This window comes from Hyphomonas polymorpha PS728 (assembly GCF_000685315.1).
Classification (GTDB): domain Bacteria; phylum Pseudomonadota; class Alphaproteobacteria; order Caulobacterales; family Hyphomonadaceae; genus Hyphomonas; species Hyphomonas polymorpha.
In genome coordinates, this window is sequence record NZ_ARYM01000008.1 from 92,714 (window position 1) to 117,549 (window position 24,836).

The 24,836-nt window shown below is 63.2% G+C and carries 25 protein-coding genes; 14 read left to right on the forward strand and 11 right to left on the reverse strand.

Going from position 1 to position 24,836, the window contains the following annotated elements; genetic code table 11:
- Positions 1 to 80: 80 nt before the first annotated feature.
- From HPO_RS08260 to HPO_RS08275, 4 genes are all read right to left on the reverse strand, one after another.
- Positions 81 to 1,166 (reverse strand): MBL fold metallo-hydrolase, encoded by a 1,086-nt coding sequence (locus HPO_RS08260; protein WP_035596916.1) that lies wholly within the window; start codon positions 1,164 to 1,166, stop codon positions 81 to 83.
- Positions 1,167 to 1,306: 140 nt separating this feature from the next.
- Positions 1,307 to 2,602: a tetratricopeptide repeat protein gene (locus HPO_RS08265; protein ID WP_035596919.1), complete on the reverse strand. Its 1,296-nt coding sequence runs from the start codon at positions 2,600 to 2,602 to the stop codon at positions 1,307 to 1,309.
- A 102-nt stretch (positions 2,603 to 2,704) separates the two neighbouring features.
- Positions 2,705 to 3,349: a hypothetical protein gene (locus HPO_RS08270; RefSeq protein ID WP_035596922.1), complete on the reverse strand. Its 645-nt coding sequence runs from the start codon at positions 3,347 to 3,349 to the stop codon at positions 2,705 to 2,707.
- Positions 3,346 to 4,230 (reverse strand): ParA family protein, encoded by an 885-nt coding sequence (locus tag HPO_RS08275; protein ID WP_051612446.1) that lies wholly within the window; start codon positions 4,228 to 4,230, stop codon positions 3,346 to 3,348. The genes HPO_RS08270 and HPO_RS08275 overlap by 4 nt, the downstream gene beginning before the upstream one ends.
- 237 nt (positions 4,231 to 4,467) lie before the next feature.
- Between HPO_RS08275 and HPO_RS08280 the strand changes: the two genes are divergently transcribed.
- The 9 genes from HPO_RS08280 to HPO_RS08320 all read left to right on the forward strand — a co-directional run bounded on the left by HPO_RS08280 (position 4,468) and on the right by HPO_RS08320 (position 12,734).
- Positions 4,468 to 5,814 (forward strand): phage portal protein, encoded by a 1,347-nt coding sequence (locus HPO_RS08280; protein WP_051612447.1) that lies wholly within the window; start codon positions 4,468 to 4,470, stop codon positions 5,812 to 5,814.
- Positions 5,815 to 5,851: 37 nt separating this feature from the next.
- Positions 5,852 to 6,724 carry a DnaJ C-terminal domain-containing protein gene (locus HPO_RS08285; protein WP_035596924.1) on the forward strand — a complete coding sequence of 291 codons (873 nt, stop codon included), beginning with the start codon at positions 5,852 to 5,854 and terminating at the stop codon, positions 6,722 to 6,724.
- A gap of 63 nt (positions 6,725 to 6,787) precedes the next feature.
- A complete protein-coding gene (locus HPO_RS08290; RefSeq protein ID WP_035596927.1) occupies positions 6,788 to 7,201 on the forward strand; it encodes a DUF1761 domain-containing protein in 414 nt (137 codons plus the stop codon).
- 64 nt (positions 7,202 to 7,265) lie between these two features.
- Positions 7,266 to 7,592, forward strand: a complete 327-nt coding sequence (locus HPO_RS08295) for a PepSY domain-containing protein (protein ID WP_035596930.1) — start codon at positions 7,266 to 7,268, stop codon at positions 7,590 to 7,592.
- A gap of 29 nt (positions 7,593 to 7,621) precedes the next feature.
- Positions 7,622 to 8,305, forward strand: a complete 684-nt coding sequence (locus HPO_RS08300) for a response regulator transcription factor (protein WP_011646324.1) — start codon at positions 7,622 to 7,624, stop codon at positions 8,303 to 8,305.
- Between the two features lie 25 nt (positions 8,306 to 8,330).
- A complete protein-coding gene (locus tag HPO_RS08305) occupies positions 8,331 to 9,758 on the forward strand; it encodes an ATP-binding protein (protein ID WP_051612448.1) in 1,428 nt (475 codons plus the stop codon).
- Positions 9,755 to 10,351, forward strand: coding sequence for a tetratricopeptide repeat protein (locus tag HPO_RS08310; RefSeq protein ID WP_035596933.1), 597 nt, complete (start codon positions 9,755 to 9,757; stop codon positions 10,349 to 10,351). The genes HPO_RS08305 and HPO_RS08310 overlap by 4 nt, the downstream gene beginning before the upstream one ends.
- A gap of 53 nt (positions 10,352 to 10,404) precedes the next feature.
- A complete protein-coding gene (locus HPO_RS08315) occupies positions 10,405 to 10,830 on the forward strand; it encodes a cytochrome c maturation protein CcmE (protein ID WP_035596936.1) in 426 nt (141 codons plus the stop codon).
- Complete coding sequence (locus HPO_RS08320; RefSeq protein WP_035596939.1) at positions 10,827 to 12,734, forward strand: heme lyase CcmF/NrfE family subunit; 1,908 nt, start codon at positions 10,827 to 10,829, stop codon at positions 12,732 to 12,734. Before HPO_RS08315 ends, HPO_RS08320 begins: the two co-directional genes overlap by 4 nt.
- Here the strand turns inward: HPO_RS08320 and HPO_RS08325 are convergent.
- The 5 genes from HPO_RS08325 to HPO_RS08345 all read right to left on the reverse strand — a co-directional run bounded on the left by HPO_RS08325 (position 12,709) and on the right by HPO_RS08345 (position 17,636).
- The gene (locus HPO_RS08325; RefSeq protein ID WP_051612449.1) at positions 12,709 to 14,262 is read right to left on the reverse strand and encodes a HAMP domain-containing sensor histidine kinase; all 1,554 of its coding nucleotides are present in this window, start codon (positions 14,260 to 14,262) and stop codon (positions 12,709 to 12,711) included. The genes HPO_RS08320 and HPO_RS08325 overlap by 26 nt on opposite strands.
- 33 nt (positions 14,263 to 14,295) lie before the next feature.
- Positions 14,296 to 15,003, reverse strand: coding sequence for a response regulator transcription factor (locus tag HPO_RS08330; RefSeq protein ID WP_114107044.1), 708 nt, complete (start codon positions 15,001 to 15,003; stop codon positions 14,296 to 14,298).
- A gap of 31 nt (positions 15,004 to 15,034) precedes the next feature.
- Positions 15,035 to 16,573, reverse strand: coding sequence for a Do family serine endopeptidase (locus tag HPO_RS08335; RefSeq protein WP_035596942.1), 1,539 nt, complete (start codon positions 16,571 to 16,573; stop codon positions 15,035 to 15,037).
- Positions 16,574 to 16,727: 154 nt separating this feature from the next.
- Positions 16,728 to 17,126, reverse strand: a complete 399-nt coding sequence (locus HPO_RS08340) for a cytochrome c-type biogenesis protein (protein ID WP_035596945.1) — start codon at positions 17,124 to 17,126, stop codon at positions 16,728 to 16,730.
- 78 nt (positions 17,127 to 17,204) lie between these two features.
- Positions 17,205 to 17,636, reverse strand: a complete 432-nt coding sequence (locus tag HPO_RS08345) for a hypothetical protein (RefSeq protein WP_035596947.1) — start codon at positions 17,634 to 17,636, stop codon at positions 17,205 to 17,207.
- Between the two features lie 149 nt (positions 17,637 to 17,785).
- Between HPO_RS08345 and HPO_RS08350 the strand changes: the two genes are divergently transcribed.
- The 5 genes from HPO_RS08350 (at position 17,786) to HPO_RS08370 (ending at position 22,769) form a co-directional block, all read left to right on the forward strand.
- Entirely contained in the window at positions 17,786 to 20,497 is a 2,712-nt protein-coding gene (locus HPO_RS08350; RefSeq protein ID WP_051612450.1) for a bifunctional [glutamine synthetase] adenylyltransferase/[glutamine synthetase]-adenylyl-L-tyrosine phosphorylase, read from the forward strand.
- Positions 20,498 to 20,544: 47 nt separating this feature from the next.
- Positions 20,545 to 21,144, forward strand: coding sequence for a CREC-EF hand family protein (locus HPO_RS08355; protein ID WP_051612451.1), 600 nt, complete (start codon positions 20,545 to 20,547; stop codon positions 21,142 to 21,144).
- Between the two features lie 103 nt (positions 21,145 to 21,247).
- Positions 21,248 to 21,793: an RNA polymerase sigma factor gene (locus HPO_RS08360; RefSeq protein WP_035596953.1), complete on the forward strand. Its 546-nt coding sequence runs from the start codon at positions 21,248 to 21,250 to the stop codon at positions 21,791 to 21,793.
- A complete protein-coding gene (locus HPO_RS19705; RefSeq protein ID WP_051612452.1) occupies positions 21,790 to 22,245 on the forward strand; it encodes a hypothetical protein in 456 nt (151 codons plus the stop codon). Before HPO_RS08360 ends, HPO_RS19705 begins: the two co-directional genes overlap by 4 nt.
- The gene (locus HPO_RS08370) at positions 22,242 to 22,769 is read left to right on the forward strand and encodes a periplasmic heavy metal sensor (protein WP_035596956.1); all 528 of its coding nucleotides are present in this window, start codon (positions 22,242 to 22,244) and stop codon (positions 22,767 to 22,769) included. The genes HPO_RS19705 and HPO_RS08370 overlap by 4 nt, the downstream gene beginning before the upstream one ends.
- Here HPO_RS08370 and HPO_RS08375 read toward each other — a convergent pair.
- The gene (locus tag HPO_RS08375; RefSeq protein ID WP_051612453.1) at positions 22,766 to 23,200 is read right to left on the reverse strand and encodes a GFA family protein; all 435 of its coding nucleotides are present in this window, start codon (positions 23,198 to 23,200) and stop codon (positions 22,766 to 22,768) included. The two genes, HPO_RS08370 and HPO_RS08375, sit on opposite strands and share 4 nt — an antisense overlap.
- Positions 23,164 to 24,612, reverse strand: coding sequence for an amidase (locus tag HPO_RS08380; protein ID WP_035596959.1), 1,449 nt, complete (start codon positions 24,610 to 24,612; stop codon positions 23,164 to 23,166). Before HPO_RS08380 ends, HPO_RS08375 begins: the two co-directional genes overlap by 37 nt.
- Positions 24,613 to 24,836 lie beyond the last annotated feature (224 nt).

A 24,836-nucleotide genomic window follows, 5' to 3' on the forward strand; every position in this document is an offset into this window, starting at 1 on the left:
TGCGCGGGTAACGTGTCAATTTGAGGACAGTTCCGGACAGATACGGACAAATCCGGTCAGTACCAAGCTATCAGGGGTACTCACCTGGTCACGGTTTTCTTGTTCAACCCACCGGCAGCCGGAAGCGAATAGAGCGTACCGTCCTCGCCGATATCGATCTTTCCGGAATAGGCCGCACCCGTGCCCTTCAGGAAGACAGGGTAGAGCAGCTTCGACGGGAGCGGCGGAACGATATGGTAGATCACCAGCCGCTCTACCCCGGCAGCCTCAGCGGCGCGGGCGGCGTCCATTGGAGACGCGTGATAGTCCAGAATGTCGGCAAACACCTTTGACAGCGGGGCGGCGCCCGCCTCGCCGGCCGCCTTCGACATGGCGGCGACCATTTCCGCGTTCAGTGCCTCATGGAAGAGAATATCGGCACCTTCAGCCACGCTGACAAGATTGTCCGAATACACCGTATCGCCGCTGATGACGGCCGATCGGCCTTTGTAATCGATACGGAAGCCATAGGCCGGCTCGACCGGAGAATGATTGACCAGAAAGGCGGTGATCTGAAGGTCGCCCTCATCCAGCAGCACGGCGCGGGCGCCGGGGCCGGAGGGTAGGTCGATTACCTCCGGGGCAAGGCCATAGCCGGCGGGGTTGGCAACAGCAGGGCCGTGGTGCGCCATGCGGTAGGTGCTGTCGATACGGTACGCCGCGTTGAAGCCATCGGTGATTTCGGCAACACCGATAGGACCCGCGACGGGCAGGGGCGTGGACCGGCTGCCGCCGACCCAGGCGCCGACCATGAGTTCGCCAAGGCCGTCAAAATGGTCCGAATGCAGATGACTTAGATAGAGCTTTTCGGTACGGCCTGTGGGAAACCCCATGCGTGTGAGCCGCCGGATGGAGCCGCCGCCAACATCGAAAATGAAGGCGCGATCACCCGCCAAGACGCCAATACAGGACCCCGCGCGGGCAGGGTCCGGTAAGGGTGATCCGCTGCCGCAGAGATAAAGGTGGAGGCCATCGGGAAGGGCGGCGGAGGGGTCTTTCCCAACATTATCAGCCACGGCGCGGCGGAAGACCGCCTCGCCGATCTGGACCGCGAAAACCTGCCGCGCCGCCAGCAGCGCCAGGACACTGACGGCCAGTGCGATAACCGCCCATTTCACGATCCGCATATGCCCCTCCCACGGGTGTTTTTTGTGGGGAGGTTGGAGCATATGACATTATTCGTGTCAATTGTTTTGAGGGCGTGGGGTCAGACTGGAGGGGTGGTCCCCCCGCGCGTAGCGGCGCAGGAGGGGATTAACCGAGCCGCCTATCGGCAGACCTTGGCGCTGGTGTTGCTGCCGCTCATGGTGCAGTGGGCGTAGCGGTATTTCGCTTTCGTTTCCGCCGAGATCTGCGAGGCGCTTTTCATCGGCGGGGGCGAGAAGGAGGGGCTGCTGGAGGTGTAGCGCGGGGCGGAGGCGCCGTAGAGTTCTTTCCAGCGGGCGTCGGCCATGCCGGGCTCGTTGGTACCGGTGCCGAAGGTACCTTGCAGGCCTGTTCCGCGGGCGGACAATTCGGCATCAGCGGCGGCGCGGACGGGGCCAGACTGGAACCAGAGGGCGGCGGCGTAGAGGTCGGTCGTGGAGACCTGATCCATGCGGCCAGCGGCCTTGGTGGCGAGAATGGTTCTCTCGGCAAGGGATTTTGAACCGGCCGAGTTGATCGCGGCGCTGACGGCATCGCCATAGCGGCCTTCGGCCAGCGGCGTATCGATCATGGCCTTGATTTCGGCCATCCAGGCTTCGTATTCGGCCAGTTCCTTGTTGTAGGTTTCCCATTCGGTGGCGCGGTCGCAGGAGTCTGTGTGGCCCTTGTTGCAGGCGTGGCGGAGATACAGCGCGCCGAGTTCATACTCCTCGATGTCCAGGTAGACGCCGGCGACATTGCGGCAGTCGCCGCCGCTGTTCTGTTCGTCACAGCGGATCAGGGAATAGGTGAGGCCCTTCTGGGCGTCGAAGGTGGGCGCGCCGGGATCGGCGTAGACGCGGGCGGCGACGCTGCAGCCCATTTCGTCGTGATACTTGTTGCAGGTGCGCTCAGCGAACCAGCCGGCGTTCGCCATGTTGATCATCGCGGGGTATTTGCCTTCATTGCCATCCCAGCCCCAGTAGAGGCCCCAGAAGCAGGGGTTTTCCACGCCGGCTTCGCAGGCGGCCTTGGCGGTGGCGACGGCCTTGGTGAAATCATGGGCGGGCGAGGTGGCGCTGAGGCGGTGGCCGATACTCTTGTCGCAGCCATCGACATGCCCCATCGCGCAGGCGCGCTCCATGTACTCGACGCCCTTGACGACATCCTTGGGCACGTTGCCATCGCCGTTGGTATAGAAATAGCCGGTGGTGGTGCAGCCATCGGGGATGCCCATGTCGCAGGATTTCAGGAAGAAGGAGGCGGCTTTCTGCTTGTCTTCCGGGGCGCCGATGCCCTGGGCGTATTCGGCGCCGGTGTAGAAGCAGGCCTCTGCGTCACCGGCGGTGCAGGCGGGTTCGGACTCGGTCTGAGCGCTGGCGGGGGCGGCAAAGAAGGCGAGGGTGGCCGCTAAGGCGGCGAGGGTGAGAAGGCGCATGAGGCAGGCTCCCTATGTGAGTGCGGGATAGGCGTGCCTTGGGTGTTAGGGAGGTTTTCAGGGTGGGGGCACCCCCGGTTCCGGGGGGCTGGCCCGCAGGGATCAGGTGCGGAAGGATTTGCGGCCGAAATAGGCGCTGCCGGGGGGCGGCGGCGGGGGCGGACTGGTGGAATCCGTTTCGGTTTCCTCCTCGGTCGCGGTTTCGGTATCGTCCGTCAGCCGAACGGTGCCTGCGCCCCAAGCGTCTTTTTTCTCTTCCGATTCCGGCTCCGTTTTGGGTTTTTCAGCGGCAGCCTCTGGCTTGTCTTCCGCAGGAGGTGGAGGAACGTTGTCGGATACGCGATCAAGCAGCGGCCGGGGCGGCGGCTTGATTTCGGCCTTTGGCTCTGTTGCCGGCTCTTGCGGTATTTCTGGCAGCTTTACCGCCGCGAGCAGTTTGCGCACATGCGCGGCAGCGGCCGACGCGGTGGAGACTTCAAAGTCCGGTACGCGCTTGTCCAGCCGGCGGGCGAGCTGGCGAGCCTGATGGTGGGTGAGAGATTTGAGCTGGACGTTGAACGCCTCTTCACCGATGGCGGCGCGCACCTGGGTGAGGGTTTCCGGCGTCTGGCCGGCCGAAAGCAACAGCTTCTTGGCGATCATGCCGGCGGCGGCAGCCCAGTCCTTGTCGGAGACGCCGAGCGTTTCCTGAAGGCGGAGAAGGGCGTTGACCGCCTGGATGCCGGACACTTCGCCGTCTGCGGTCATGCAACCTTCTCCCGAACTTCGGCGAGAAGCTGTTCGATGATCTGGAGAGCTTCACCCGACCATTTGGCCTGCAGCGTCGGCTCCGGTCCCAGCTCGATGGGGTTGGAGGCAAAGCCGGGCTTCATCGGGATCACGGTCTTGAACATCGCAAATTCGGTTTCCGCCGCAGTGGACGCTTCCCGCATCGCGCCGAGCACAACCTGCTGATGGGAGGAGCCATCATAGCGGGTGGCCAGGACAACCGGGAGCGTTTCGATATCCCGGTTACGCAGATTCTTCATGATGTCGCCAGTGAAGAGGTCGAGCCCCAGTGTGGACATGAAATCCGGGATTGTCGGCACGATGATCAGATGGCTGGCCGCGAGGACGGTTTCGGTCATCACCGAGATGCCGGGCGGGCAATCGAAGAGGATGACATCATACTGCGCCTTCAGGAGGTTCAGATCGTCCCGCAGGCGCTTGCCGACCTGATTCTGCAGGGCCTCCATGGCATAGCCCTTGGCGGTCAGCTCGAAGATCAGTTCGCGCTCTGTCTTCCGCAGGCGCGGTGAGGAGGGGATGAGATCCAGCGGCAGGGGCTTGCCCTTGAAGGTGACGTCGCTGGCATCCGTGATGATGAATTCACCCAGACGGCGCTGCTCGTTCGCGAAGAAGTTCTCCAGCAGCCAGTCAGAGATGGTCATATAGTCGTTGATGGCCTCGAACAGGTGTTCGTCGCCATTGTTGCCGAAGATCAACAGCGAGGCATTGGCCTGGGTGTCGAGGTCAATCACCAGGGTGCGCATACCCGAAGCCGCGAAGGCCTCCGCGAGGCTGACGCAGGTGGTGGTTTTGCCGACACCGCCTTTGGAATTGGCGATCGAAATGACGCGGGCAGACATTTTGCGTTTCTGTTCCTGTCTCAGCTCAGAGCCCCCGGCTCTTGCCAGATTTGGGGGGACAAGGCCACCCGCTATCCCTGCTTTTGAACACCGCCACCGAATAAAAAATCGTCAATGATTCAGGGGGGCAGCGCGCCGAGCCTGCAGAAAGTTGTGCCGGCCAATCCGGCAGGGGGCTGCGTGCGCCGACAATCAGGACTGTCGGAACAAGCCGGCAGTGACCTGAGGCGCAGACCTTTGACGTGGAATTGGCCATTCGCAAAATCAAGGCAGGCGCTGAAATCGGCGGGCCATCTTGAATGGCCGTTGGTGGCGCTGAGTGAGCCGCGCGCAGCAAGCTGGGGCAGCCGTGAGGCAGGCGCGCTGACGCGGGACGGATACCTCAAGAACGCGGTGGCCTATCGCTGTGTCCGCATGGTGGCCGAGGCGGCGGCGTCCATTCCGCTGAAATCTGGCCATGAGGGTGTGGCGCGCCTGATACGTCAGCCGATGCCGGAAGCGGCAACCGCTGGCTTTGTGGAAGCTGTGTATACGGAGCTTCTGCTGACGGGGAACGCGTTCGTCGAGGCTGTGCGCCTGCCGGGAGAGACTGCCGCGGCGGCGCTGGCTCCCATCCGCACGGGCCGGGTGCGCCCTGTGAAGGACGCTGCCGGCTGGGTAGAGACCTGGGCCGTAAAGGGCCAGGGGCGGGAGCGGCGCGTGGGACGCGAGGCGAGCGGCTGGTGCCCGATGATGCAGGTGAAGCCTTATAATCCCGCCGACGAGGCGATGGGCTTGCCCCCGCTGGCCGCGGCGCGCCGGGCGCTGGATCTGCACAATGCGGGGGCAGACTGGGCAAAGGCCCTTATCGACAATGCGGCCAAGCCTTCGGGCGCGCTGGTGTATGGCGGGGGCGGGCGAATTCCGGCTGACCAGTTTGACCGGCTGAAAGAGGAACTGGCGCAGAGCTTTTCCGGGGCGGGTAATGCGGGGCGGCCAATGCTGCTGGAGGGCGGCCTGCAATGGCAGGCGCTGTCGCTTTCTCCTGCCGAAATGGATTTTCAGGAAACGCGGGCGATGGCGGCGCGGGAGATTGCGCTGGCACTTGGTGGGCCACCGATGCTGCTGGGGATCCTGGGAGATAATACGTATGCGAATTATCGTGAGGCGAACGCGGCCTTCTGGCGGATGACCGTTCTGCTGGCGCAGCGCTTTGCCGGAGCGCCTTCCTGTTGGCTGGACGAGCCGTTTGGCGAGGATATCGACGTGCGGCTGGAGCCGCTGGGCGAGGCGACACATGCCGTGTTCGAGCACCGGGCGGGCTTGCCCCGGAAGCCCGTGCGGCTGGCAGCGCCGCCCGGATTTGTGCGCGGGGCAAGAGCGGGGGCGGGATATGCCGGATATTGGGATCTGCCCGATCCGGCACGGGCGGCAACCTATGCGATGGAAGCAGACTTCGGGGCGGGCTTCGCAGAGCGCACGGAAACGGCGCTGACCGAGGCAGCGTGGCCTGCAGGCGCCTTTACCTTGCGCATTGCCGAAACAGGGACAGACGGACGCATCGGGGAATGGCTTTCAATCCCGGCCGGATCACCTTACCTGTAAGTGCTGGAACAGTTTTAGCGTTTCGAAGGAGCCCTCTGTGGCGCTCGATCCTTACAAGGTGCTCGGTGTGCCGCGAACGGCGACCGAGGCCGAGATCAAGAAAGCATACCGCGCCAAGGCCAAGGCGCTGCACCCTGATTTGCACCCCAATGACGAGAAGAAGGCAGAGGAGTTCAAACAGGCCTCTGCCGCTTTCGCCATCCTCGGCGACAAGGAGCAGAAGGCAAAGTTTGACCGGGGCGAGATCGACGGGGACGGAAATCCGCGCGGCTTTGCCGGCGGTGGGCCAGGCGCGGGCGAAGGATTTCCCGGTGGGGGCGGGTTCCGCTGGGAATCGCGGGGCGGGGCGCAGGGCGATCCGTTCGAGGACATTCTCTCCGGCATGTTCGGCGGTGGCGGGCGGCGGCGCAATCCCGGCCCGATCAAGGGGCGCGATGTGCGCTACCGCGTGGAGATCAGCTTTGAGGATGCCGTGACCGGCGCGCGGCGGCGTATGACGATGGCTGATGGCAGCGCGCTGGACGTGAACATCCCGGCCGGTATCACGACCGGCCAGGTGCTGCGCCTGAAAAGCCAGGGACAGCCCTCGCCCACGGATGGCCCGCCCGGCGACGCGCTGCTGGAGGTGGAAGTAGCAGGCAGCCCGGTCTGGACCCGCGAGGGCAATAATCTCCGCATGAGCGTGCCGGTGGATCTGAAAAAGGCGGTGCTGGGCGGAAGTGTGGATGTGAAAACGCCTACGGGTTCGGTGTCGCTGAAGGTGCCAGCGGGGTCGAATACCGGCGCGCAGCTGCGCCTGAAGGGCAAGGGCGTTCAGGTGAGCCCGCCGGGAGACCTCTATGTGCGGCTGGAAATCGTGCTGGCAGACCCGAAAGATGAGGGGTTGAAGCGCTGGGCGGAGGGCCGGTAGGCCGGCTCGACTTACCTGCTTGGCGGACGTACGCTTTCCTCAGGCTTCTCTGGGGAGGGACATATGCCGGAATCCGGAATTATTGCAGGCGACAATTGGCTTGCCATACTGGCGGCGGCAGCGGCGATTTATGCCATCGGCTTTCTGATCTACGGGATGTTCTTTTCGGGGCTCTGGCTGAAGCTCTCTGGCTATAGCCGGGAGCAACTGACACCCCACATGTGGAAGATGGCGATTTCGCCGGTGATGCCGATTCTCACGGCGATTGGCCTTGCCATCCTGTTCAAGCTGACGCGGGTGGATAATCTGGCGGTTGGGGTGGTGCTTGCAATCCAGATATGGTTCTTCATTGCCATGCCTGTGCGGCTGTATGCCTTTGTTTACAGTCCGGAAAAGATTGGACTCTTATTGATGGATGGTGTCCATCTGCTGCTTGGTTTCCTGGTGGCGGGGGCGATCATCGGAGGCTGGCGGTAAGGTGACTGTCGCTGAACTGTATCATTCACTTCATGTTCAGAGCTGGAGCGTCATAGGGGGCGGTATGAAACGCATTCTGACGATATTTGCCCTCTCGGCTCTGACGATTGCCCCCGGCGCGATGGCGCAGCAGGGCGGCAATCCCTGGGCGAGCCAGTTTTCCCCCGGACAGGCCCGCGAGGCCGTGCGCGAGGGGAAAACCGTGCCGCTGAGCAAGATATTCCAGCAGCTGAAACGCGAATATGGCGGCTATCAGCTGGGCGCGGAGCTTTACTCCCGCGACGACGGCACCACTTTCTATGAAATCGACTGGATGACGGAAGACGGCCGCAAGGCGCATTTCACCGTGGACGCGCAGAGCGGCTCAGTGATGAACCGCCGTGGCGGCTAACCGTTTGAAAGACTTGCTGGAGAAGAGACATGCGTATCCTGGTTGTTGAAGATGATGCAGACCTCCGCCGGCAGCTGGCCGATGTGCTCTCGCAGTCCGGCTATGCCGTAGACCTTGCCGCCGATGGCGAAGACGGCCAGTTCCTGGGCGAGACCGAGCCCTATGACGCCGTGGTGCTGGACCTGGGCCTGCCCAAGATCGACGGGGTGAGCGTGCTGAAAAGCTGGCGCAAGGAGGGCAAGACCTTCCCGGTGCTTATCCTCACCGCGCGCGACCAGTGGAGCGAGAAGGTGTCAGGCTTCGATGCCGGGGCCGATGATTATCTGACCAAGCCCTTCATCACCGAGGAGTTGCTGGCACGCCTGCGCGCGCTGCTGCGCCGGGCGGCGGGCCATTCGGCGGCGACGATCGAATGCGGCAAGCTGATGGTGGACACCCGCGCCGCGCGCGCGACGGTGAATGGTGAGCCGATCAAGCTGACGGCGCATGAATACCGCGTGCTGTCTTACCTGATGCACCATCAGGGTCGCGTGGTGCCGCGCACGGAGCTGGTCGAGCATATCTATGATCAGGATTTCGACCGCGACTCCAACACCATCGAGGTCTTCATCGGGCGCCTGCGCCGGAAGATCGGTCAGGACCGCATTCAGACCGAACGTGGCCTTGGCTACCGCCTGATCGTGCCTGAGGACGAAGCACGCGTTGCAGGTTGACGCCGAACGCGGCTAGAGCTCGCTGATGAGTGAGGTCTCCGCCCCCAAACGCAGCCTGATTGACCGCTGGTCCAGCGTTTCGCTGGCCCGGCGCGTCATGATTGCAGCGCTTGTCTGGGGCCTGCTGGTGCTGATCGGGGGCGCTGTGGCGCTCTCAGCCATTTACCGGGCGCAGACGCTTTCCCTGATCGAGGACGACCTGGAGCAGACGCTGGTGACGCTCTCCCGCGAGCTTACGCGGGAGGACGCGTTCTTGGCCGATGGCCGGGTGACTGATACCAATCGCAACTTCTTCTCGAACGATTCCCGTTTCCAGACGCAGTATTCCGGGCATTACTGGGCTGTGGTGGGGCTGACACCGGACGGCGAGATTGCCGGAGATTTCCGTTCGCGAAGCCTGTGGGATGAAGCTGTGCCGGTGACGCCGGAACTGATCGCGCGCGCGGTAGAGCTGCCGGGGGTTGCGCAGTATGCGAACTATCCGGGGCCACTGGAGCAGGTGTCACGCGTGGGGGCGATGGCCATCATCGTGGAGAACCGTTCGACACCGCTGGTGTTGATCGCTGCGGCAGACCGCACACCCAACGATGCGGCCGCGACGCGCTTCCGCGATATGCTGCTGGTGACCATGATTGCCCTGTTTGGCGGCGTGTTCGCGGCGATGGTGGTGGCTGTGCGCTACTCGCTGAACCCTCTGCGCAGGCTGGAAACGGATGTGGCGAAGGTGCGCGAAGGGGAGGCGGTGAAGCTGGCCGGAGACTATCCGGCGGAAGTCCGTCCGCTGACGGAAGAGCTCAACAAGCTGATCGAGCACAACCGCGAAGTGGTGGAGCGGGCGCGCACGCATGTGGGCAATCTGGCACATGCGCTGAAGACCCCGCTCGCGGTGCTGCGCAATGAGGCCAAGGGCGGATCGCAGCTGGACGATGTTGTGCGCCGGCAGGCCGAGGCGATGCAGACCAATGTAGAGCATTACCTAAAGCGCGCCCGTATGGCGGCGCGGGCCGAAGCGATTGGTGCACGGACGGATATTCGCCCTGTGCTGGATGGGCTGGCGCGGATGCTGAACCGGTTGTTCGATGCGCGCGGAATTGAAGTGACTGTTACTGGCGCGGACGCCGCGATTTTCCGGGGGGAACAGCAGGATTTCGAGGAAATGGCCGGCAATCTGATGGAAAACGCCTGCAAATGGGCGGCCAGTGAAGTACTGGTGACCATCCGTGACAGTGGCCGCGAACTGGTCATTACCGTAGAAGATGACGGGCCGGGCCTGACGCCCGAACAGCGCGCGGGCGCGATGAAGCGCGGGGTGCGGCTAGATGAAACAACGCCGGGGACTGGGCTTGGCCTCTCGATTGTTACAGAATTGGCCGAGCTGCATAAGGGCAGTTTCGAACTCGGCGATGCTGCGCTTGGCGGCCTCAAGGCAACCCTCAGATTTCCCAGGCCATGAAAGCTTTGAACCTCATCATTCTCGGCGGCTGTCTCGCGCTTGGCGTGGGCGGCTATCTGCTGATCGGTAAGCCCGGCATGGCGGACCAGCCTATGGCCGAGAGGCAGGTGGCGCTGGCAGAGAAGGTGCGGCTGGACCCGCAATCGCTGACCGAGGGCGAGATGCTTTCCCGGCTGGAACAGGCGGTGATCGACAAGCCGGACGATCCGCAGCCGCATTATTTCATCGGCGAAATGCTGCGCACGCAGGGGCGGGCCGAAGACGCGGTGCGGGCGTATCAATCGGCGCTGCGCCGGGATCAGGACTTTGTGCCGGCGTTGATCGGGCTGGCCGATGTGCTGACCCAGCTGGCCGAAGGGGGCATCGGGCCAGACGCAACGCGGCTCTATGCGCGCGCCTATCAGCTGGACGAGACGCAGGTGAGCGCCGGCATGCGCGCGGCCATGGGCGCGGCGCAGGCGGGCGACCAGGAAAAGGCCGAGCAGGCCATGCGCTATATCTATTCCCGCCTGCCGGAGGACGATCCGCGGCGGGAGCGCTTCCGGCCGATGATTGAAGCCATCGGACAGGAGGCCCCGGCGGAGTCGGAATAGCGCTGCATCTGCCGCACTCCCCAATCGGGGCGGGGCAGCTTATAAACTCTGTTATGCGTGCACGGACCCGACGGCTTTATACTTTTGGCATCGCCGCCCTTCTCATTCTGGCGGCGGCGGCGCTGGCAATCTTTGCGCTGCGCGAGAACGCAAACCTTTTCTACACGCCTGAAATCCTTGCGGAAAAAGGCCTTCCGAAGGAGGGGCGTGAGGTGAAGGTTGGCGGTTGGGTGGAGCCGGGCTCGCTGAGCTATGCCGATGGCGGGGCAACGATGCGCTTCACGGTGATCGACAACAGCCCGAACACCATCACAGTCAGCTTCACCGGCGTGGCGCCAGACCTCTTCCGCGAGGGACAGGGCGTGGTGGCAACCGGTAGGTTTAGCCCGGAGGGCGAGTTCACCGCGCGCCAACTGCTGGCCAAGCATGACGAGAATTACCAGCCGCGCGAGCTGAAACCGCTCGAGGCGGGCGGATGATCGAACTCGGCCATTTTTCGGCCTTCCTGGCGCTGGGATTTTCTTTGGCGCAGGCGGTATTCGGCCTGAAGGGAGAGCGGCGTCTGGCCGGGCTGGCCGCCGTGGCCGGCTTCGGCGTGATGGCGCTGTCTTTCCTGATCCTGATCTTTGCTTTCATGCGCTCGGATTTCTCCGTGGCGCTGGTGGCCAACAATTCCCACACACTGAAGCCGATGATCTACAAGATCGCCGGGGCGTGGGGAAACCATGAAGGCTCGATGGCGCTGTGGTGTCTCGTCACCATCGGCTTTGGCGCGATTGCCGCCGCCACGATGCGCACGGGGCGAGAGACCTTCGAGGCGCGCGCGCTGGGCGTTCAGGGGATGCTCGCGGTGGGGTCGCTGGCGTATCTGCTGTTTGCGTCCTCGCCCTTCCTGCGGCTCGACCCGGCGCCGTTTCAGGGGGCGGGGCTGAACCCGCTGTTGCAGGACCCCGCGCTCGCGCTGCACCCGCCGATGCTCTACCTTGGCTATGTCGGCTATTCCTTCGTGTTCGCGCTGGCAGCGGCGGGCCTGATGGAAGGGCGGATCGACCGGGTGTGGGCCAAGGAAGCGCGCATCTGGTCACTGGCAGCGTTCGCGCCGTTGACGCTTGGCATCGCGCTCGGCTCCTACTGGGCCTATTACGAACTCGGCTGGGGCGGTTGGTGGTTCTGGGACCCGGTGGAGAACGCCTCGCTGATGCCCTGGCTGATCGGGGCGGCGCTCTTGCATTCGGTGATCGTGACGGAAAAGCGCCAGAGCTTTGCGGCCTGGACGGCGCTGCTGGCGGTGCTTTCCTTCCTGTTCTCCATTCTTGGCGCGTTCCTTGTGCGCTCCGGCGTGCTCACCTCTGTCCACGCTTTTGCCGTAGATCCTGAGCGCGGCACGCTGCTGCTTCTGGGGCTGCTGGCCTATGGCGGTTTTGCCCTGGGCCTCTTCGCGATGCGGGCGCCCTCGTTGACCGGGGGCAAGCCGTGGCAGCTGTTCAGCCGCGAAGGCGCGCTGATGGCGAACAATGTCGTGCTGATCGTCGCGACACTGACGGTTCTGCTGGGCACGCTGTTCCCGCTGATCGCCGAGGCGTTCGGGCGAACGATTTCGGTGGGCGAGCCCTATTTCAATCTGACTTTCGTGCCGATCCTTGTGCTGATCCTGATCCTCCTGCCAGTGGTTCAGGCCTGGGCCTGGGGCAAGGCGGACCTGAAGACCTGGACCCGCTGGGCGATGGGCGGGGCGGCATTGACGGCGGTGTTCCTGCTGCTGGGCGCTGGTGTGATGAGCATTCCGCTGGGCGCGGCGTTTGGCGTGGCGGTGGGCGTGTGGCTGGTGTTCGGCGGCGTCTGGGAAATGAAGCGGCGGGCGATGACGCTCAGCCGGGTGTTCAAGATGCCGGCGCGCGTCTGGGCAATGACGCTGTCGCATGTGGGGCTCGGCCTGTTCGTGATCGGCGCGGTGATCGAGACCAGCGGGCGCTATGAGGCAACACTGGCGCTGGCCGAGGGTGGCACGGGCACGGTGGCGGGGTGGGAAATCACGCTTAAGGAAGTGCGCGCGATCGAGGGGCCGAACTGGTACGCCGACAAGGCCGTGCTTACTGCACGCAAGGGCGGGTCGAGCGCCGAGCTGCTGCCGATGAAGCGCTTCTATCCGGCCGCGATGATGCCGACGACGGAAACAGCCATCCACAAGACCGGCACCGGTGACCTCTATGTGGCGCTGGGCGAACAGCGCGAAGTGGAGGGGCAGGCGCGCTGGGTCTTCCGGGTCTATTACAACCCGATGGTGGACCTTCTCTATTTTGGCGTGGTGCTGATCGGCCTTGGCGGACTGCTGGCGATGTGGCCGGAGAAGCGCGCGATCAAGCCCGCGGCAAGCGAAGCGTAGCCTTCAGGCCGGGCTGTTCCGGCGGCCCGTTTCCGCAGTCGAGGATCAACTCGCCCCGGTGCAGCTCTGCCACCGATTCCACCAGCGCGAGGCCGAGGCCGGAGCCGGGCTGTGTGCGCGCAGAATCAAGGCGGTGGAAACGCTGGGTAACCTTGTCGCGCTCTTCCAGCGGGATACCAGGGCCGGAATCGATGACCGTCAGGTCGATCTTGCCGTCAGGTGTCCGGCTGGCGGAGAAGCTGATGCTGCCGCCTTCGGGGGTGTATTTCACCGCATTGTCCAGCAGGTTGGCGAGGGCCTGGCCGATCAGGTCCTTGTCGCCAAGGATGACGAGGCTCTTCGCGATCTGGCTCTTGAAGGAGAGGTTGGCTTCCTCGCAGGCCGGATCGAACAGCTCGGCCAGTTCTTCGGCGAGCGCGCTGAGGTCCATACGGGTGAGGGTGCCCTCCGAGCCGGCATCGAGACGGGCAAGCCGGAGGATGGCGTTGAACGTGTCGAGCACACGGTCAACTTCCTGAAGCGTGGTGCCGAGGGTTTCGTTTGCCGCTTCCTCTGACAGCGGCTGGCTGAGGGATATTTCCAAGCGGTTGCGCAGGCGCGTCAGGGGCGAGCGCAGGTCGTGGGCGATGGCGTTTCCGGTGTGGCGGGAGGATTCCACCAGCTTCTGGATCTGGTCGAGCATGGCGTTGAGGCGCTGCGCCAGTCGGTCAAACTCGTCGCCGGTGCCGCGCACGGGCATACGCCGGCCAAGTTCCCCGCCCATGACCGCTTCGGTGGTCTTGGCGAGTTCATCGGCGCGCTTGGCCGCGCCGCGGGAGATCAGCAGGCCACCGGCCAGTGACAGGATCAGCGCGATGGGCAGGGCCACATAGACCGCGTTGCGGATACGGCCCACGATAACGGTCTGCTGGGCGGTATCGAAGGCCACCATAAGCGCGCCGCCATTGTCGCGCAGGCGCACGATGCGGCCCGCTGCCGGGCGCAGGGCGGTCGTGCCATCTGCCTGGGGAAGTTCGAAATCGAAGTAGACTGTCTTCATGCCGGCGGCGGGTGGCTCCGCAGGCAGGCGGGGGAAATGCCCGGCGATCTTCCGGCCTGACGAGTCTTCCAGATAATAGAAGAACTGTGAGCCCGAGAGGGTCATCCGCTCGAAGACCGACTGGCTCAGGCGTTCCATGCCGCCGGTATAATAGGCATTGGCGAGCTGTTCGAATTCCACCGTAATCCGGTTTTCGGACTCGGCGCGGATATAGTAAACCGTTGAATAATATAGATAAACAAGCAGCGCGCCGGAAAAGGCCGCGATGATGGCCGAATAGAGGATGGTCAGCTTGAAGGTAGTGGTGCGCACGAAGGCCGGCATGGCCTTCTTGATCTGCGCCATGAAGGGCAGGCTGGACCACGCCTTGCCCAGGCCCCGCCAGCCGGCGCGCATGCCTTTGCCTATAATCCGCAAGGGGCGCAGGACCTGCGCCCGGTCAGGCACCCTGGGGGCCAGCCATGCGGGAAGTTGGAGCGGCGTTTTCATGGCGCGTTAGGTGCCAGCGCCGCTCCAAAAGGTCTAGCCCTGGCTCTGCAGCCGGTAGCCGGCGCCGCGAACGGTCTGGAGCAGCGGTTCGGCGAACTCCTTGTCGATCTTGGCGCGCAGGCGGGAGATGTGAACATCGATGACGTTGGTTTGGGGGTCGAAATTATAGTCCCACACCTTTTCGAGCAGCATGGTGCGCGTCACCACCTGGCCGGCATGACGCATCAGATATTCCAGCAGGCGGAACTCGCGGGGCTGAAGATCGATCTTCTTGCCCGCGCGGGTGACCTTGCGGGTGAGGAGGTTCATTTCCAGGTCGCCGGCCTTCAGCACGGTCACCGGCGGCTCGGCGCTGGTCTGGCGGCGGCCGAGGGCTTCGACACGGGCCGCCAGTTCTGCCGGGGCAAACGGCTTGGCGAGATAGTCCTCGGCGCCGGCCCGCAGGCCCTGCACCTTGTTCTGAACATCGCCCAGTGCGGAGAGGAAGAGGGCCGGGGTGGTGCCGCCGGCTGCGCGGAATTCCTGCAGCAGGGTCAGCCCGTCCTTCTCCGGAAGCATCCGGTCCACGATCAGGGCGTCGAACTCCGAAGCCCGTGCCCGCGCAAGACCGGAGGCGCCATCAGCGACGCGCTCCACCTTGTGCCCGGCATCGGCGAGCACCTTTTCGATGAAGCTCGCCATTTCATTGTCGTCCTCGATGACGAGAACTTTCAGCGATGCTGTGGATTCAGTCTCGACCATGCTGGTCTCCATCAACGTCATGTTGGCTCCTTCAGCCTGCCGGCAAATCTACTGTACTATAAGTTGTTGCCTGCCCGGCGCGGACGGCCAGGAGAATCTTCGAGCGATTGGCCGCGCGTGCTTCTTTCACCACCTGCTCGAAGGCTTCGACGGTCGGTACAGGTTGACCGTTGGCTTCCAGAATGACGAGGTCCTTCATGAAGCCCGCCTTGGCGAACACGCCGTCAGGCGCCAGTTCGGTAATCACGAGGCCGGTGTCGCTTGGGCGCAGGCCGAGACGCTGACGCATTTCATTCGTCATCGGAACCATCCGGACACCGAAATCGTCAAGGAACGTGCCCGGCACACCGGACGACTGTTCACCGCGACCTGAATTTGGCGAGGATTGGTTGCCCACGCTTGCATTCGGATCATCCGGGCGCTCACCCACGGTGACGTTTATCGTCTGACGTTTGCCATTCCGGATGATCTCGAACTTGTTCGAGGTGTTGGCGATGAGTCGGCCAACGATCCGTGTGGTGGAAGTGGCGTCCGTAACCTTCTGGCCGTTCACGGAAAGAATGATGTCGTTGCGCAGCAGGCCGGCTTTCTCTGCCGGGCTGCCAGCCGTCACATCTGCGATAAGCGAGCCTTTGGTATCTTCGATGCCAAGGGCTTCGGCGAATTCAGGGGTCAGATCACCGATCTGCACGCCGAGCCAGCCGCGCGAAACACGGCCATTCTTGATCAGCGTATCGGTCACTTCCTGGGCAAGTTCCGCCGGGATGGCAAAGCCGATACCGACCGAGCCGCCGGTGGGCGAGAGGATCTGCGAGTTCACGCCGATCACATTGCCCTGCAGGTCGAAGGTCGGGCCGCCGGAGTTGCCGCGGTTGATAGGGGCATCAATTTGAATAAAGTCCGTATACGGGCTGCCGGCACCAAGTTCACGACCATCGGCCGAGAGGATGCCTGCAGTGGCCGTGCCGCCGAGGCCAAAGGGGTTGCCCAGGGCGACAACCCAGTCACCTTTGCGGACCGCCTTCGAGCTGCCGAACTTCACGAATGGGTATTTGCCCTTTTCCTTCACGCGCAGGACGGCGAGATCCGTCTGCCGGTCAGTGCCGACGAGTTCGGCTTCCAGTTCCTTGCCGTCAGAAGTGACGATCTGGATCTGGGTGGCGCGGTCGATGACGTGGTGGTTGGTGACAACAAGGCCGTCTTCGGAAATGAAGAAGCCGGAGCCGAGCGAGCGCGATTCGCGCTGGCGGGGTGTTTCCTGCGGGGAGGGGCGTTGCTGGAAGAATTCTTCCAGGCCGGGCACGCCGCGGAACTGCTCAAGGAAGCCTTCCATGTCCTGAAGGCGTCCGACATCCTGAGTGGCAATCACGTTTACGCTGACGACCGCCGGTTCTACTTTCTCAATCAGGTCCGCGAAGCTCAGCGGCGCTCCAGGGGGCGCTTGAATGGCAATGGGCTGAGCGCCGGCTTCGGGCGCGATAAGTTTCGGTACCGAGATCGCGCCCCCCATGATTGCAGCTCCGAAGGCAGCAGCTATGAGTGCCTGGGCCGAAATCCCGAATTTGCGCATCTATCTCTCCAGATCGCTGTTTTTGCGCCAGTATCAGCGCAAGACCAAAACATAAACATGCCACACCGAGAGTGGGCATTAAAAGACAGTTAGGTGTAATCACGGCAGCTTGAAGGCTATCGGCCGGATAAAAAGGCGACCCGGCGAACGCTTTTCAGACGTCTTCAGCTTCTACTTCGCCGGATTTCCGCTTCGCATTGATAGCGAGGACAATACCAATTCCCACTCCCGCGCCCAGCAGGATGAAGGGAAAGGCCCACAAGAGCCAGCTGGCCAGATCCCGTGCCGGGGGACGGAACAGCACGAATTCACCATAACGGCTGACAAACCAGTCCCGGATCTCCGCATCGGTGGCGCCTTCAGCGACCATTTCGCGGATACGGGCGCGCATATCCTCGGCAATGGGGGCGGAGGATTGGGAAACCGGCTCATTCTCGCACGCCACGCAGCGCACTTCCCGCATCAGCGCCTGCGCGCGCATTTCTTCGGCCGGATCTTCCAGCGGCGCGCCGGCGGCAAATGCAATGAGGAGGGAGGCAAGCAGAGCTTTCATGTTGTGGGGAGCCTAGCAGACGCAAGCCTGATGGGGAAAGGCTCAGTGATGTCTCAGGTGGAGCCGCGCTGATCCGGCTCAGATCACCCCGTCCCGGCGCATCACCGCCTCTTCGGATTCATGCGAAATGTAAGCGAGGATCTGCGGTTTGCTGGCGATTTTCACCATATAGGTGATGTCGAACAGGGAAGTGACGTTGCCTGCTCTGGCCTTGGCAAACGTCATCTTCCAGCGTGCCCGCACCATGTAATGCAGGGGGGCGACTTCTTCGGCCGACACGATTTCCACATCGAGTGCCTGCAGCCCAAGCTGCTGTTGCAGCATGGTGTGTCGTTCCACCAGCGCCTTGCGATACTGCTCGTCGACCTTCCAGGCTACAAAGGTATCCGGCGAGGTTTCGATATAAGTTGGCGCGTAGGAAGTCGCGATGATCTCAGTATCCCCCTCCCGGGTCGCCTTGGCATACTGCTGAAAGAAGCGTCGAAGCGTCTCTTCGCGAGTTTCGGCCATCGTGTGGCACTCCGTATTTTTGTGGGGTCCCCATAGCAAGGCTTTGCTACGGTTCTGCGTCCGGGATGTAATAAGTCCAAGACGCATGACCCGGCGAAAGGTTGCGAACTGGTTTGTCGCCACCCTGCGCCTCGGCTAAGTCATTGGGTATGCTCACTATCCGTCCGATTCAGTCGACCCCCCAAGCGGCCCTGGCGGCAGCGGCTGACTATGCGCCCTATCTCCGCCGGCTGGCCGATCGCGGGGCCGGGCTGGACTTTGGCGCCGCGCTGAAAGCGGCCACCACCCTGCCGAGGGATATGCCCGTGGCCGACGTGATGACGGCGCTAAGGCAGGCAAAGGCTTCAGCCCACCTGTCACTGGCAGCGGCCGACCTCGCTGGCACCCTGGATGTGATGGAGGTGACCCGTCACCTCACGGAGTTTGCCGGGGGAAGCCTTGAAGCGGCGCTGCAATCGGCGCTGGCGGCGCGGGGGCTAAACTCTGAGGGCATCTTCGTCATTGCTCTGGGCAAGATGGGCGCGTTCGAGCTCAACTATTCAAGCGATATAGATGTCTGCGCCTTTTATGAGCGCAGCCGGTTTGACGGGGGAGACCGGGATCCCGGCGACGCCGCCCAGCGCGTGATCCGCGAGATGGTTCGGATCATGGAGGAGACAACTGGTGCCGGCTATGTGTTCCGCACCGATCTGCGCCTGCGCCCTGATCCCAGCTCCACGCCGGTGGCCGTGTCCACCGACATGGCAGACGTCTATTACGAAAGCCAGGGTCAGAACTGGGAGCGGATGGTCTGGATCAAGGGCCGGCCCACGGCGGGGGATATTCCGGCGGCGGAGCGTTTCCAGAAGCGGCTTGAGCCTTATGTCTGGCGGCGCAATCTGGACTATTGGGCCATAGGCGACATCCAGGCCATCAAGCGGATGATCAACACCAAGGTCGGCGATGACGGGTTTGCCTCGGTTTCCCCCGATGTGAAGCTCTCGCCCGGCGGTATCCGCGAGATCGAGTTCTTCGTGCAGACCCAGCAGCTGATCCTCGGCGGGCGCGAACCGGCATTGCGGGACAATTCCACGCTGGGCGCGATGGAAGCGCTGCGCGCGGCGGGCGTCGTGTCTGACAAGACGGCTTCCGAGCTGACGACGGCCTATAAGGCGCTGCGCAATGTCGAGCACCGTATCCAGATGCGGCAGGACGAGCAGACCCATACCGTTCCGGCAGACCCGGCCGAGCGCGAAGCGGTCGCCTGGCTCTGCGGCTATGGCAACCTGGCAGACTTCGACCGCGATCTTCTGGAAACCCGGCGCATCGTGCAGTCCGCCTATGACGCCTTGTTCGCTCAGGAAGACCGCGCCGCGGAGAGCCATGGCCTGGGGAATCTGGTCTTCACCGGCGTGGATGATGATCCGGGTACGGTGAAGACGCTGAGCGATCTGGGCTTCTCCGATCCGTCTTCAGCCATTGATACCATCCGCAACTGGCACCGGGGCCGCGTGCCCGCAACCCGCACCGGGCGCGGACGGGAAATCCTCACCTCCATTCTCCCAGGATTGCTCAAGGCCATGGGCGCGACGGGCGAGCCGGACGAGGCATTTCGCTGGTTTTCCCGCTTCTTCGAGGGGCTCTCTTCAGGTGTGCAGACGCTCTCGATGCTGCTCGCGCGGCCGGACCTTCTGGATGATCTCGTCTCGACACTCGCGCTGGCGCCGCGCCTTGCGCAGATCCTTGCCCGGCGGCCAGATCTTCTGGAGGCCCTTGTTTCCAACGCCATCCCGCGTGCCCCCGAACTAACACCTTCGGTGAGTTTCGATGCGGCGATGGATGCTTGGCGCCGGTATCACCGGGAGCAGAGTTTCCTGATCGGCCACCGGCTGCTGCACGGTCTGTTGCCGACGGACCAGGCAGCCGAAGCCTGGACCAGCCTTGCCGATGAGACCATCCGTCAGATGGCGGCTGCTGCAGAGGCCGAAACCACTCGCCGAAATGGCGCGGTGCCGGGCCGCTGGGCGGTGTTTGCGATGGGCAAGCTCGGCGGCGGTGAACTCACGGCGGGCTCTGATCTCGACATCATCCTGATCTATGATTCGCAGGCGGATGATGCGCAGACCTGGTTCACGCGGCTCACCCAGCGTCTGATAACCGCGCTCACCGCGCCCACAGCAGAAGGCGCGCTGTATGAAGTGGACATGCGGCTTCGCCCCTCTGGCCGCGCTGGCCCTGTCGCCGTCAGCCTGCCTGCCTTCCGCCACTACCAGAATGAAGAGGCGTGGACCTGGGAACATATGGCGCTGACGCGGATGCGGTTTGTGTCCGGGGATGCCACCCTGGGCACCGAAGTGCTGGGTATCGCTGCCGATGCCATCTCCGCGCGCGCGCGCAGCGACCGCCGCAAGGCGATCCCCGGTGATGTGGCAGACATGCGCGCCACGCTTTACCGTGAAAAGCCGGGGAAGGGGCTATGGGATCTGAAGACGGCTGAGGGCGGCCTCATCGATATCGAGTTCATGGCACAGAAGGAAATGCTGCTCCGTGCCCGTGCTGACCTCATCCGTCCAGCCACGGCGCTTGCCCTGTCGGGACTGGCCGAGGCGGATGAGAGTGAGCATCCGGACGAAGCGGAAGATTGGTATTTCCTGCGTGCGGCCTTGCATCTGCTCTCTTCACTGCAGCAGATCCAGCGGCTGGCGCTGGGGGATGCGGAGGGTGAAGATGCGGCCATTCCCGAGGGTTTGAAAAACCGCTTCTGCCGTGCGGCAGCCGAGGAAGACGGGTTTGAAGTGCTCGAAGACCGTCTCCGGGAGGTAAAAAGGCGCGTACATTCAATGGCGCGTGAAAAACTGCAGCTGAAAACGACGGAATCCTGACGCCCCCCCGTTTCATTGTCGCTGGGAGATGAAACTGGAGACCAGAGATGAAACGTTCGACACTCGCGTTTGCAAGCATTGCCGCAATTGCGCTCGCCATGCCGCTCGCCGCTCAGGCCGGCCCCGGCAAGGGACATCGCGGCCACGCTGGCCATCTGATGCAGATGGATGCCAACGCTGACGGAAATATCACCCGAGCTGAGGCAGAAGCCTCCCTCGCGGCCCGCTTCGCCGAGATTGATGCCAATTCAGACGGGTTTGTCACCCAGGATGAGATGAAAGCTCATCATGAGGCAAAGCGCGCTGAAATGAAGGCGAACTGGGAAGCGAAGAAGGCTGAACGCGCCGCCGAAGGCAAACCGGCCCGCGAGGGTAAGCCGAGAGGCGAGAAAGATCCCGCCAAGGCCGCTGAATGGCAAGCCAAGCGGACTGAAAAAGCCGCTGAACACTGGGCTGCCATGGATACCGATGGCGATGGCCGCCTGAGCGCTGCCGAATTCACCGCCGAGCACATCAAGTTCTTCGACAAGCTGGATGCCAACAATGACGGCACCATCACGAAGGCTGAGCTTGATGCGGCCAAGGCCAGCAAGAAGGAGCGTCGCGGCGAATGGCGCGACAAGAAGAAAGCCAATGCTGGCGAATAAGGTCTGAAATGGGAACGGGCCGGCATCTCCTTGAGACAATCAAATCACCCCCCCTGCGATTGTCACTCGGGACTCCGGCCCGGACTCAGTTAAACATCCCGCCGTGGCGTTTACATCAGACCTCGACCAGATCACACGCGCCGCGGCCGGAGACGCTGCGGCCGTTCGTGCGCTCGTCAACCGCTACAGCCCGGGCGTTCTGTCGCTTGCGGCGCGGATGCTGGGCGATACTGCAGAGGCCGAAGACGTGACTCAGGAGACCTTCATCCGCGCCTGGAAAGCGCTTCCCACCTGGGAGCCGCGGGCGAAATTCTCCACATGGCTCCACCGTGTGGCGCTGAACCTCTGCTATGATCGCCTGCGCAAGCGGCGGGAGCTGTTGCCGGATGAATTGCCTGATCGCGCTGATACCGCGCTTGGGCCGCAGGACAGGCTCGACCAGACCCAGCGGGTAAAGGCCGTCGAGGCCGCCATTGCCCGTTTGCCCGAACGCCAGTCTGCTGCCTTGACCTTGTGCGCGCTGCAGGGACACTCCCAAAGCGAAGCAGCGCAGATTATGGATGTCAGTGTAGAGGCTCTGGAAAGCCTGCTGGCGCGCGCGCGGCGAACGCTGCGTGCAGAATTGCTCGAAGGAAGGAATGCCTCATGACCTACAGCATGACCGATGACCGCCTGATCGAGCTGATCGAAATCTGGGGTGCAGAGCCTGCGTCCTGGCCGGAGGCCGAACGCGCCGCGGGCCAGGCCTTGCTGCGCGCCCATCCCGAGCGCTTCGCCGGCGCGCTGGCAGAGGCACGCGCGCTGGGCCTGATGCTGGGCGCCCTGCCAGAGCCGGATATGCCACGTGCATTGACCGAAGCGATTGTTGCCGCCGCGCCGCGCCCGAAAGCGGCGCGGGGAAATATCCAGAAATGGTTTGGCCTCAAAACCCCCTGGGCGCCGGCGAGCGGCTTTGCGGCTGCCGCGCTCGGCCTGTTCATGGGGCTGACGGTCGCGCCGGTGGCAAGCGCGGATGATGATATGACTGTAGAGGTGCAGGAACTTGTCGTGTCGGCCCTTGGCTTTGATACGGCAAACTACGCCGTGGAGGATGTGGAATGAGCGGACTGCCTAACTGGCTTGCGCCGGCGGCGCTGGGCGTTTCCCTGCTCGTGAACCTGGCGCTGGGCGGCTATGTTGCTGGCCAGCATTTGAGGTCTGAGCCTCCAAAACTGCAGAGAGGCGAGGGCCGCCCGGTTTTCGAGCGCCCCGAAGGCATTCCTGAAATTTCCCGCGATGATCGCCGGGAAGTGCGCGCGTTGATGCGGCGCGGGTTTGAATCTTCTCAGGCCGAACTGGCTGCCCGCCGGGAGGCTGAGAAGCGCTTTGCTGAAGTTCTGGCGGCTGACCCGTTTGACCGCGCGGCGGCTGAAGTGGCCCTGCGAGAGCTGCGCGATGCGGACGTGATGCTCCGTGACCGGATTGGTCTAGAAGTGCTGGGCGGTATCAGCGAGCTCTCTCCCGAACAGCGCGCCTGGGTCGCGTGGATATTGTCCGGGCCGAAGGAAAACAATCACCGCAAACACAAGAACAAAGACAAGGACAGCCCGGCGCCTCCGCCAGAAGATGGTCCGCCGCCGCGTTAGTCTTTTGATTTGTGGGCTAGCCGCGCAGCGTTGGCTTCCCAGTTCTGCCCGTCGAACGGAACGACCGTTACTTTCAAGTCCATCCAATCGTCCAGCGCCCGCCAGGTGATGGCGAAGCCATCGGGGTTGGAGCGCGGAATGTAGAAACTCTTGATGCCGCAGGTCTTGCAGAAAAGATGTTTCGCCGTGCCGGTATTGAAGGTGTACTGGCTGAGATTATCCTTTCCCTGAAGAAGTTGAAAACGGCTTCCGGGCACGATGACATGGATGTTCCCGCTCATCGCACACATGGTGCAGTTGCAGTCTTCCACCTCGAAAGCGTCGGGAAGCTCAACTTCAAACCGTACAGCGCGGCAGTGACAGCCGCCGCTGTACCATTTGCGATTGTCTTCCGTCAGCCGGCCCAGACCGGCGGCTTCTTGTGTGCCCATGGTGCGGCGCGCTCCAACTGTCCTGCCAGCGACAGCAGCAGATCTTCGCGGCCATAGCGCGCGCCGAACATCATGCCAATAGGCAGGCCCGCCGGCGCTGTGGCGGTCGGCTTCGTCCAGTGCAACGGCACCGACATGGCCGGGCAGCCGGTCTGGTTGAACAATGCGCAATGGGGCGCAAAGCCGGCCACCGCCGCGCCCATAGCACCGGGGTCTGCGGTCAGCGCCATCGTGCCCAGCAGGTCTGGTGCGCGGTGAAGGGTGGGGGAAAGCGTCAGATCAAATTGCCCTGCATCAAGGAAGTGCTCATAGATGATGGCCGCCGTGATGAAGGCGTTATTTGCCTTGGCAAGCTCCATCATCGGCACTGTCCGCCCGAGGCGGACCATCGACGCCGTGATTGGCTCCAGTTCATCATCCGCCACGGGAGATCCCCGCGCGATGCCTCGCTCCTCCACCAACGCGGCGATATTCGCCGAGATCGTGAACAGCCCGGCCTTCGCCAGCGCTTCGCCATCGATCATGGGGGCGGCCTCGACTACAATATGGCCAAGGCTTTCGAGCAGCTTGACCGTGTTGGCGAGGCCTTCAGCCGCGTCGGCGTCCGGTTTCGTGCCGTTCGGCGCTACCGGCCAGAAGGCGATGCGCAAGGGGCGGGGATCGCGCTCAAGTTCGGACAGATAAGAAAGGGCAGGGGCAGGCGCGCCGTAGCGGCTGCCGGTTTCGGGGCCGTGGGTCAGGTCAAGCAGCGCGGCGGTATCCCTCACTGTGCGGCTGACGACGCCGACCGTGGAAAGGCCATTCCAGCCTTCGGTCTTGGCAGGCCCCATCGGCATCCGTCCGCGAGACGCCTTCAGGCCGAAGACCCCGCAACAGGCTGCCGGGATACGGATTGATCCGCCGCCATCGCTGGCATGGGCAACCGGCAATACTCCCGCCGCGACCGCCGCCGCTGCGCCGCCGGAGGAACCGCCTGTCGTGCGCGTCGTGTCCCAGGGATTCCGGGATTGTCCGTAGAGGGTCGATTCTGTGGTGAGCGTCAGTCCGAATTCCGGCGTGGTGGTCGCGCCGAAGAAGACAAGGCCCGCCTTGCGGAAACGCTCCACCAGTGTGGAATCCCGGCTGGCAACATTCCCCTTGAAGGCGCGGCTGCCGGACGTGACTGGCGCGCCTTTCACCTCCACGCCCAGATCCTTCACCACAAAGGGCACGCCCGCATAGGGCCCTTCAATGCCGCCCGCCTTGAGTTGCTCCCGGGCAAGGTCGGGATAAAGCGCGGCGAAGCAGTTGATCTGGCTCTGGACAGATTCGGCGCGAGCGACTGCGGTTTCCAAAAGATCTTCAGGTGATACTTGCCGTGTCCTGACGAGCTCGGCCAGCCCGAGGCCATCATGTTCCGAATATGCCTTCATGCCCTCTATCTCCCTGATTTATTTGTAATGATTGTGATGTCAGCGCCAATCTACGGGATTGTTGGGTTCCTGCAAACGGAACGGGGCTGGCAAGCGGAAAAAAAGAATGGTATCGCACTGCAGCATCAGCCGAAGGGCGGCGAAAGCCGCAGCGGTGCTGAACAAGGAACGGATCGACTGAACAGGCGCCGTGCGCCGTAGTTTCCAAACCACTCCCTCAACAT

Coding starts and splice junctions, on each gene's coding strand:
- HPO_RS08260 (WP_035596916.1), bottom strand. CDS start 1,166: ATGCGGATCGTGAAATGGGCGGTTATCGCACTGGCCGTCAGTGTCCTG.
- HPO_RS08265 (WP_035596919.1), bottom strand. CDS start 2,602: ATGCGCCTTCTCACCCTCGCCGCCTTAGCGGCCACCCTCGCCTTCTTT.
- HPO_RS08270 (WP_035596922.1), bottom strand. CDS start 3,349: ATGACCGCAGACGGCGAAGTGTCCGGCATCCAGGCGGTCAACGCCCTT.
- HPO_RS08275 (WP_051612446.1), bottom strand. CDS start 4,230: ATGTCTGCCCGCGTCATTTCGATCGCCAATTCCAAAGGCGGTGTCGGC.
- HPO_RS08290 (WP_035596927.1), top strand. CDS start 6,788: ATGCCGGAATCCGGAATTATTGCAGGCGACAATTGGCTTGCCATACTG.
- HPO_RS08295 (WP_035596930.1), top strand. CDS start 7,266: ATGAAACGCATTCTGACGATATTTGCCCTCTCGGCTCTGACGATTGCC.
- HPO_RS08300 (WP_011646324.1), top strand. CDS start 7,622: ATGCGTATCCTGGTTGTTGAAGATGATGCAGACCTCCGCCGGCAGCTG.
- HPO_RS08305 (WP_051612448.1), top strand. CDS start 8,331: ATGAGTGAGGTCTCCGCCCCCAAACGCAGCCTGATTGACCGCTGGTCC.
- HPO_RS08310 (WP_035596933.1), top strand. CDS start 9,755: ATGAAAGCTTTGAACCTCATCATTCTCGGCGGCTGTCTCGCGCTTGGC.
- HPO_RS08315 (WP_035596936.1), top strand. CDS start 10,405: ATGCGTGCACGGACCCGACGGCTTTATACTTTTGGCATCGCCGCCCTT.
- HPO_RS08320 (WP_035596939.1), top strand. CDS start 10,827: ATGATCGAACTCGGCCATTTTTCGGCCTTCCTGGCGCTGGGATTTTCT.
- HPO_RS08325 (WP_051612449.1), bottom strand. CDS start 14,262: ATGAAAACGCCGCTCCAACTTCCCGCATGGCTGGCCCCCAGGGTGCCT.
- HPO_RS08330 (WP_114107044.1), bottom strand. CDS start 15,003: ATGGTCGAGACTGAATCCACAGCATCGCTGAAAGTTCTCGTCATCGAG.
- HPO_RS08335 (WP_035596942.1), bottom strand. CDS start 16,573: ATGCGCAAATTCGGGATTTCGGCCCAGGCACTCATAGCTGCTGCCTTC.
- HPO_RS08340 (WP_035596945.1), bottom strand. CDS start 17,126: ATGAAAGCTCTGCTTGCCTCCCTCCTCATTGCATTTGCCGCCGGCGCG.
- HPO_RS08345 (WP_035596947.1), bottom strand. CDS start 17,636: ATGGCCGAAACTCGCGAAGAGACGCTTCGACGCTTCTTTCAGCAGTAT.
- HPO_RS08350 (WP_051612450.1), top strand. CDS start 17,786: ATGCTCACTATCCGTCCGATTCAGTCGACCCCCCAAGCGGCCCTGGCG.
- HPO_RS08355 (WP_051612451.1), top strand. CDS start 20,545: ATGAAACGTTCGACACTCGCGTTTGCAAGCATTGCCGCAATTGCGCTC.
- HPO_RS19705 (WP_051612452.1), top strand. CDS start 21,790: ATGACCTACAGCATGACCGATGACCGCCTGATCGAGCTGATCGAAATC.
- HPO_RS08370 (WP_035596956.1), top strand. CDS start 22,242: ATGAGCGGACTGCCTAACTGGCTTGCGCCGGCGGCGCTGGGCGTTTCC.
- HPO_RS08375 (WP_051612453.1), bottom strand. CDS start 23,200: ATGGGCACACAAGAAGCCGCCGGTCTGGGCCGGCTGACGGAAGACAAT.
- HPO_RS08380 (WP_035596959.1), bottom strand. CDS start 24,612: ATGAAGGCATATTCGGAACATGATGGCCTCGGGCTGGCCGAGCTCGTC.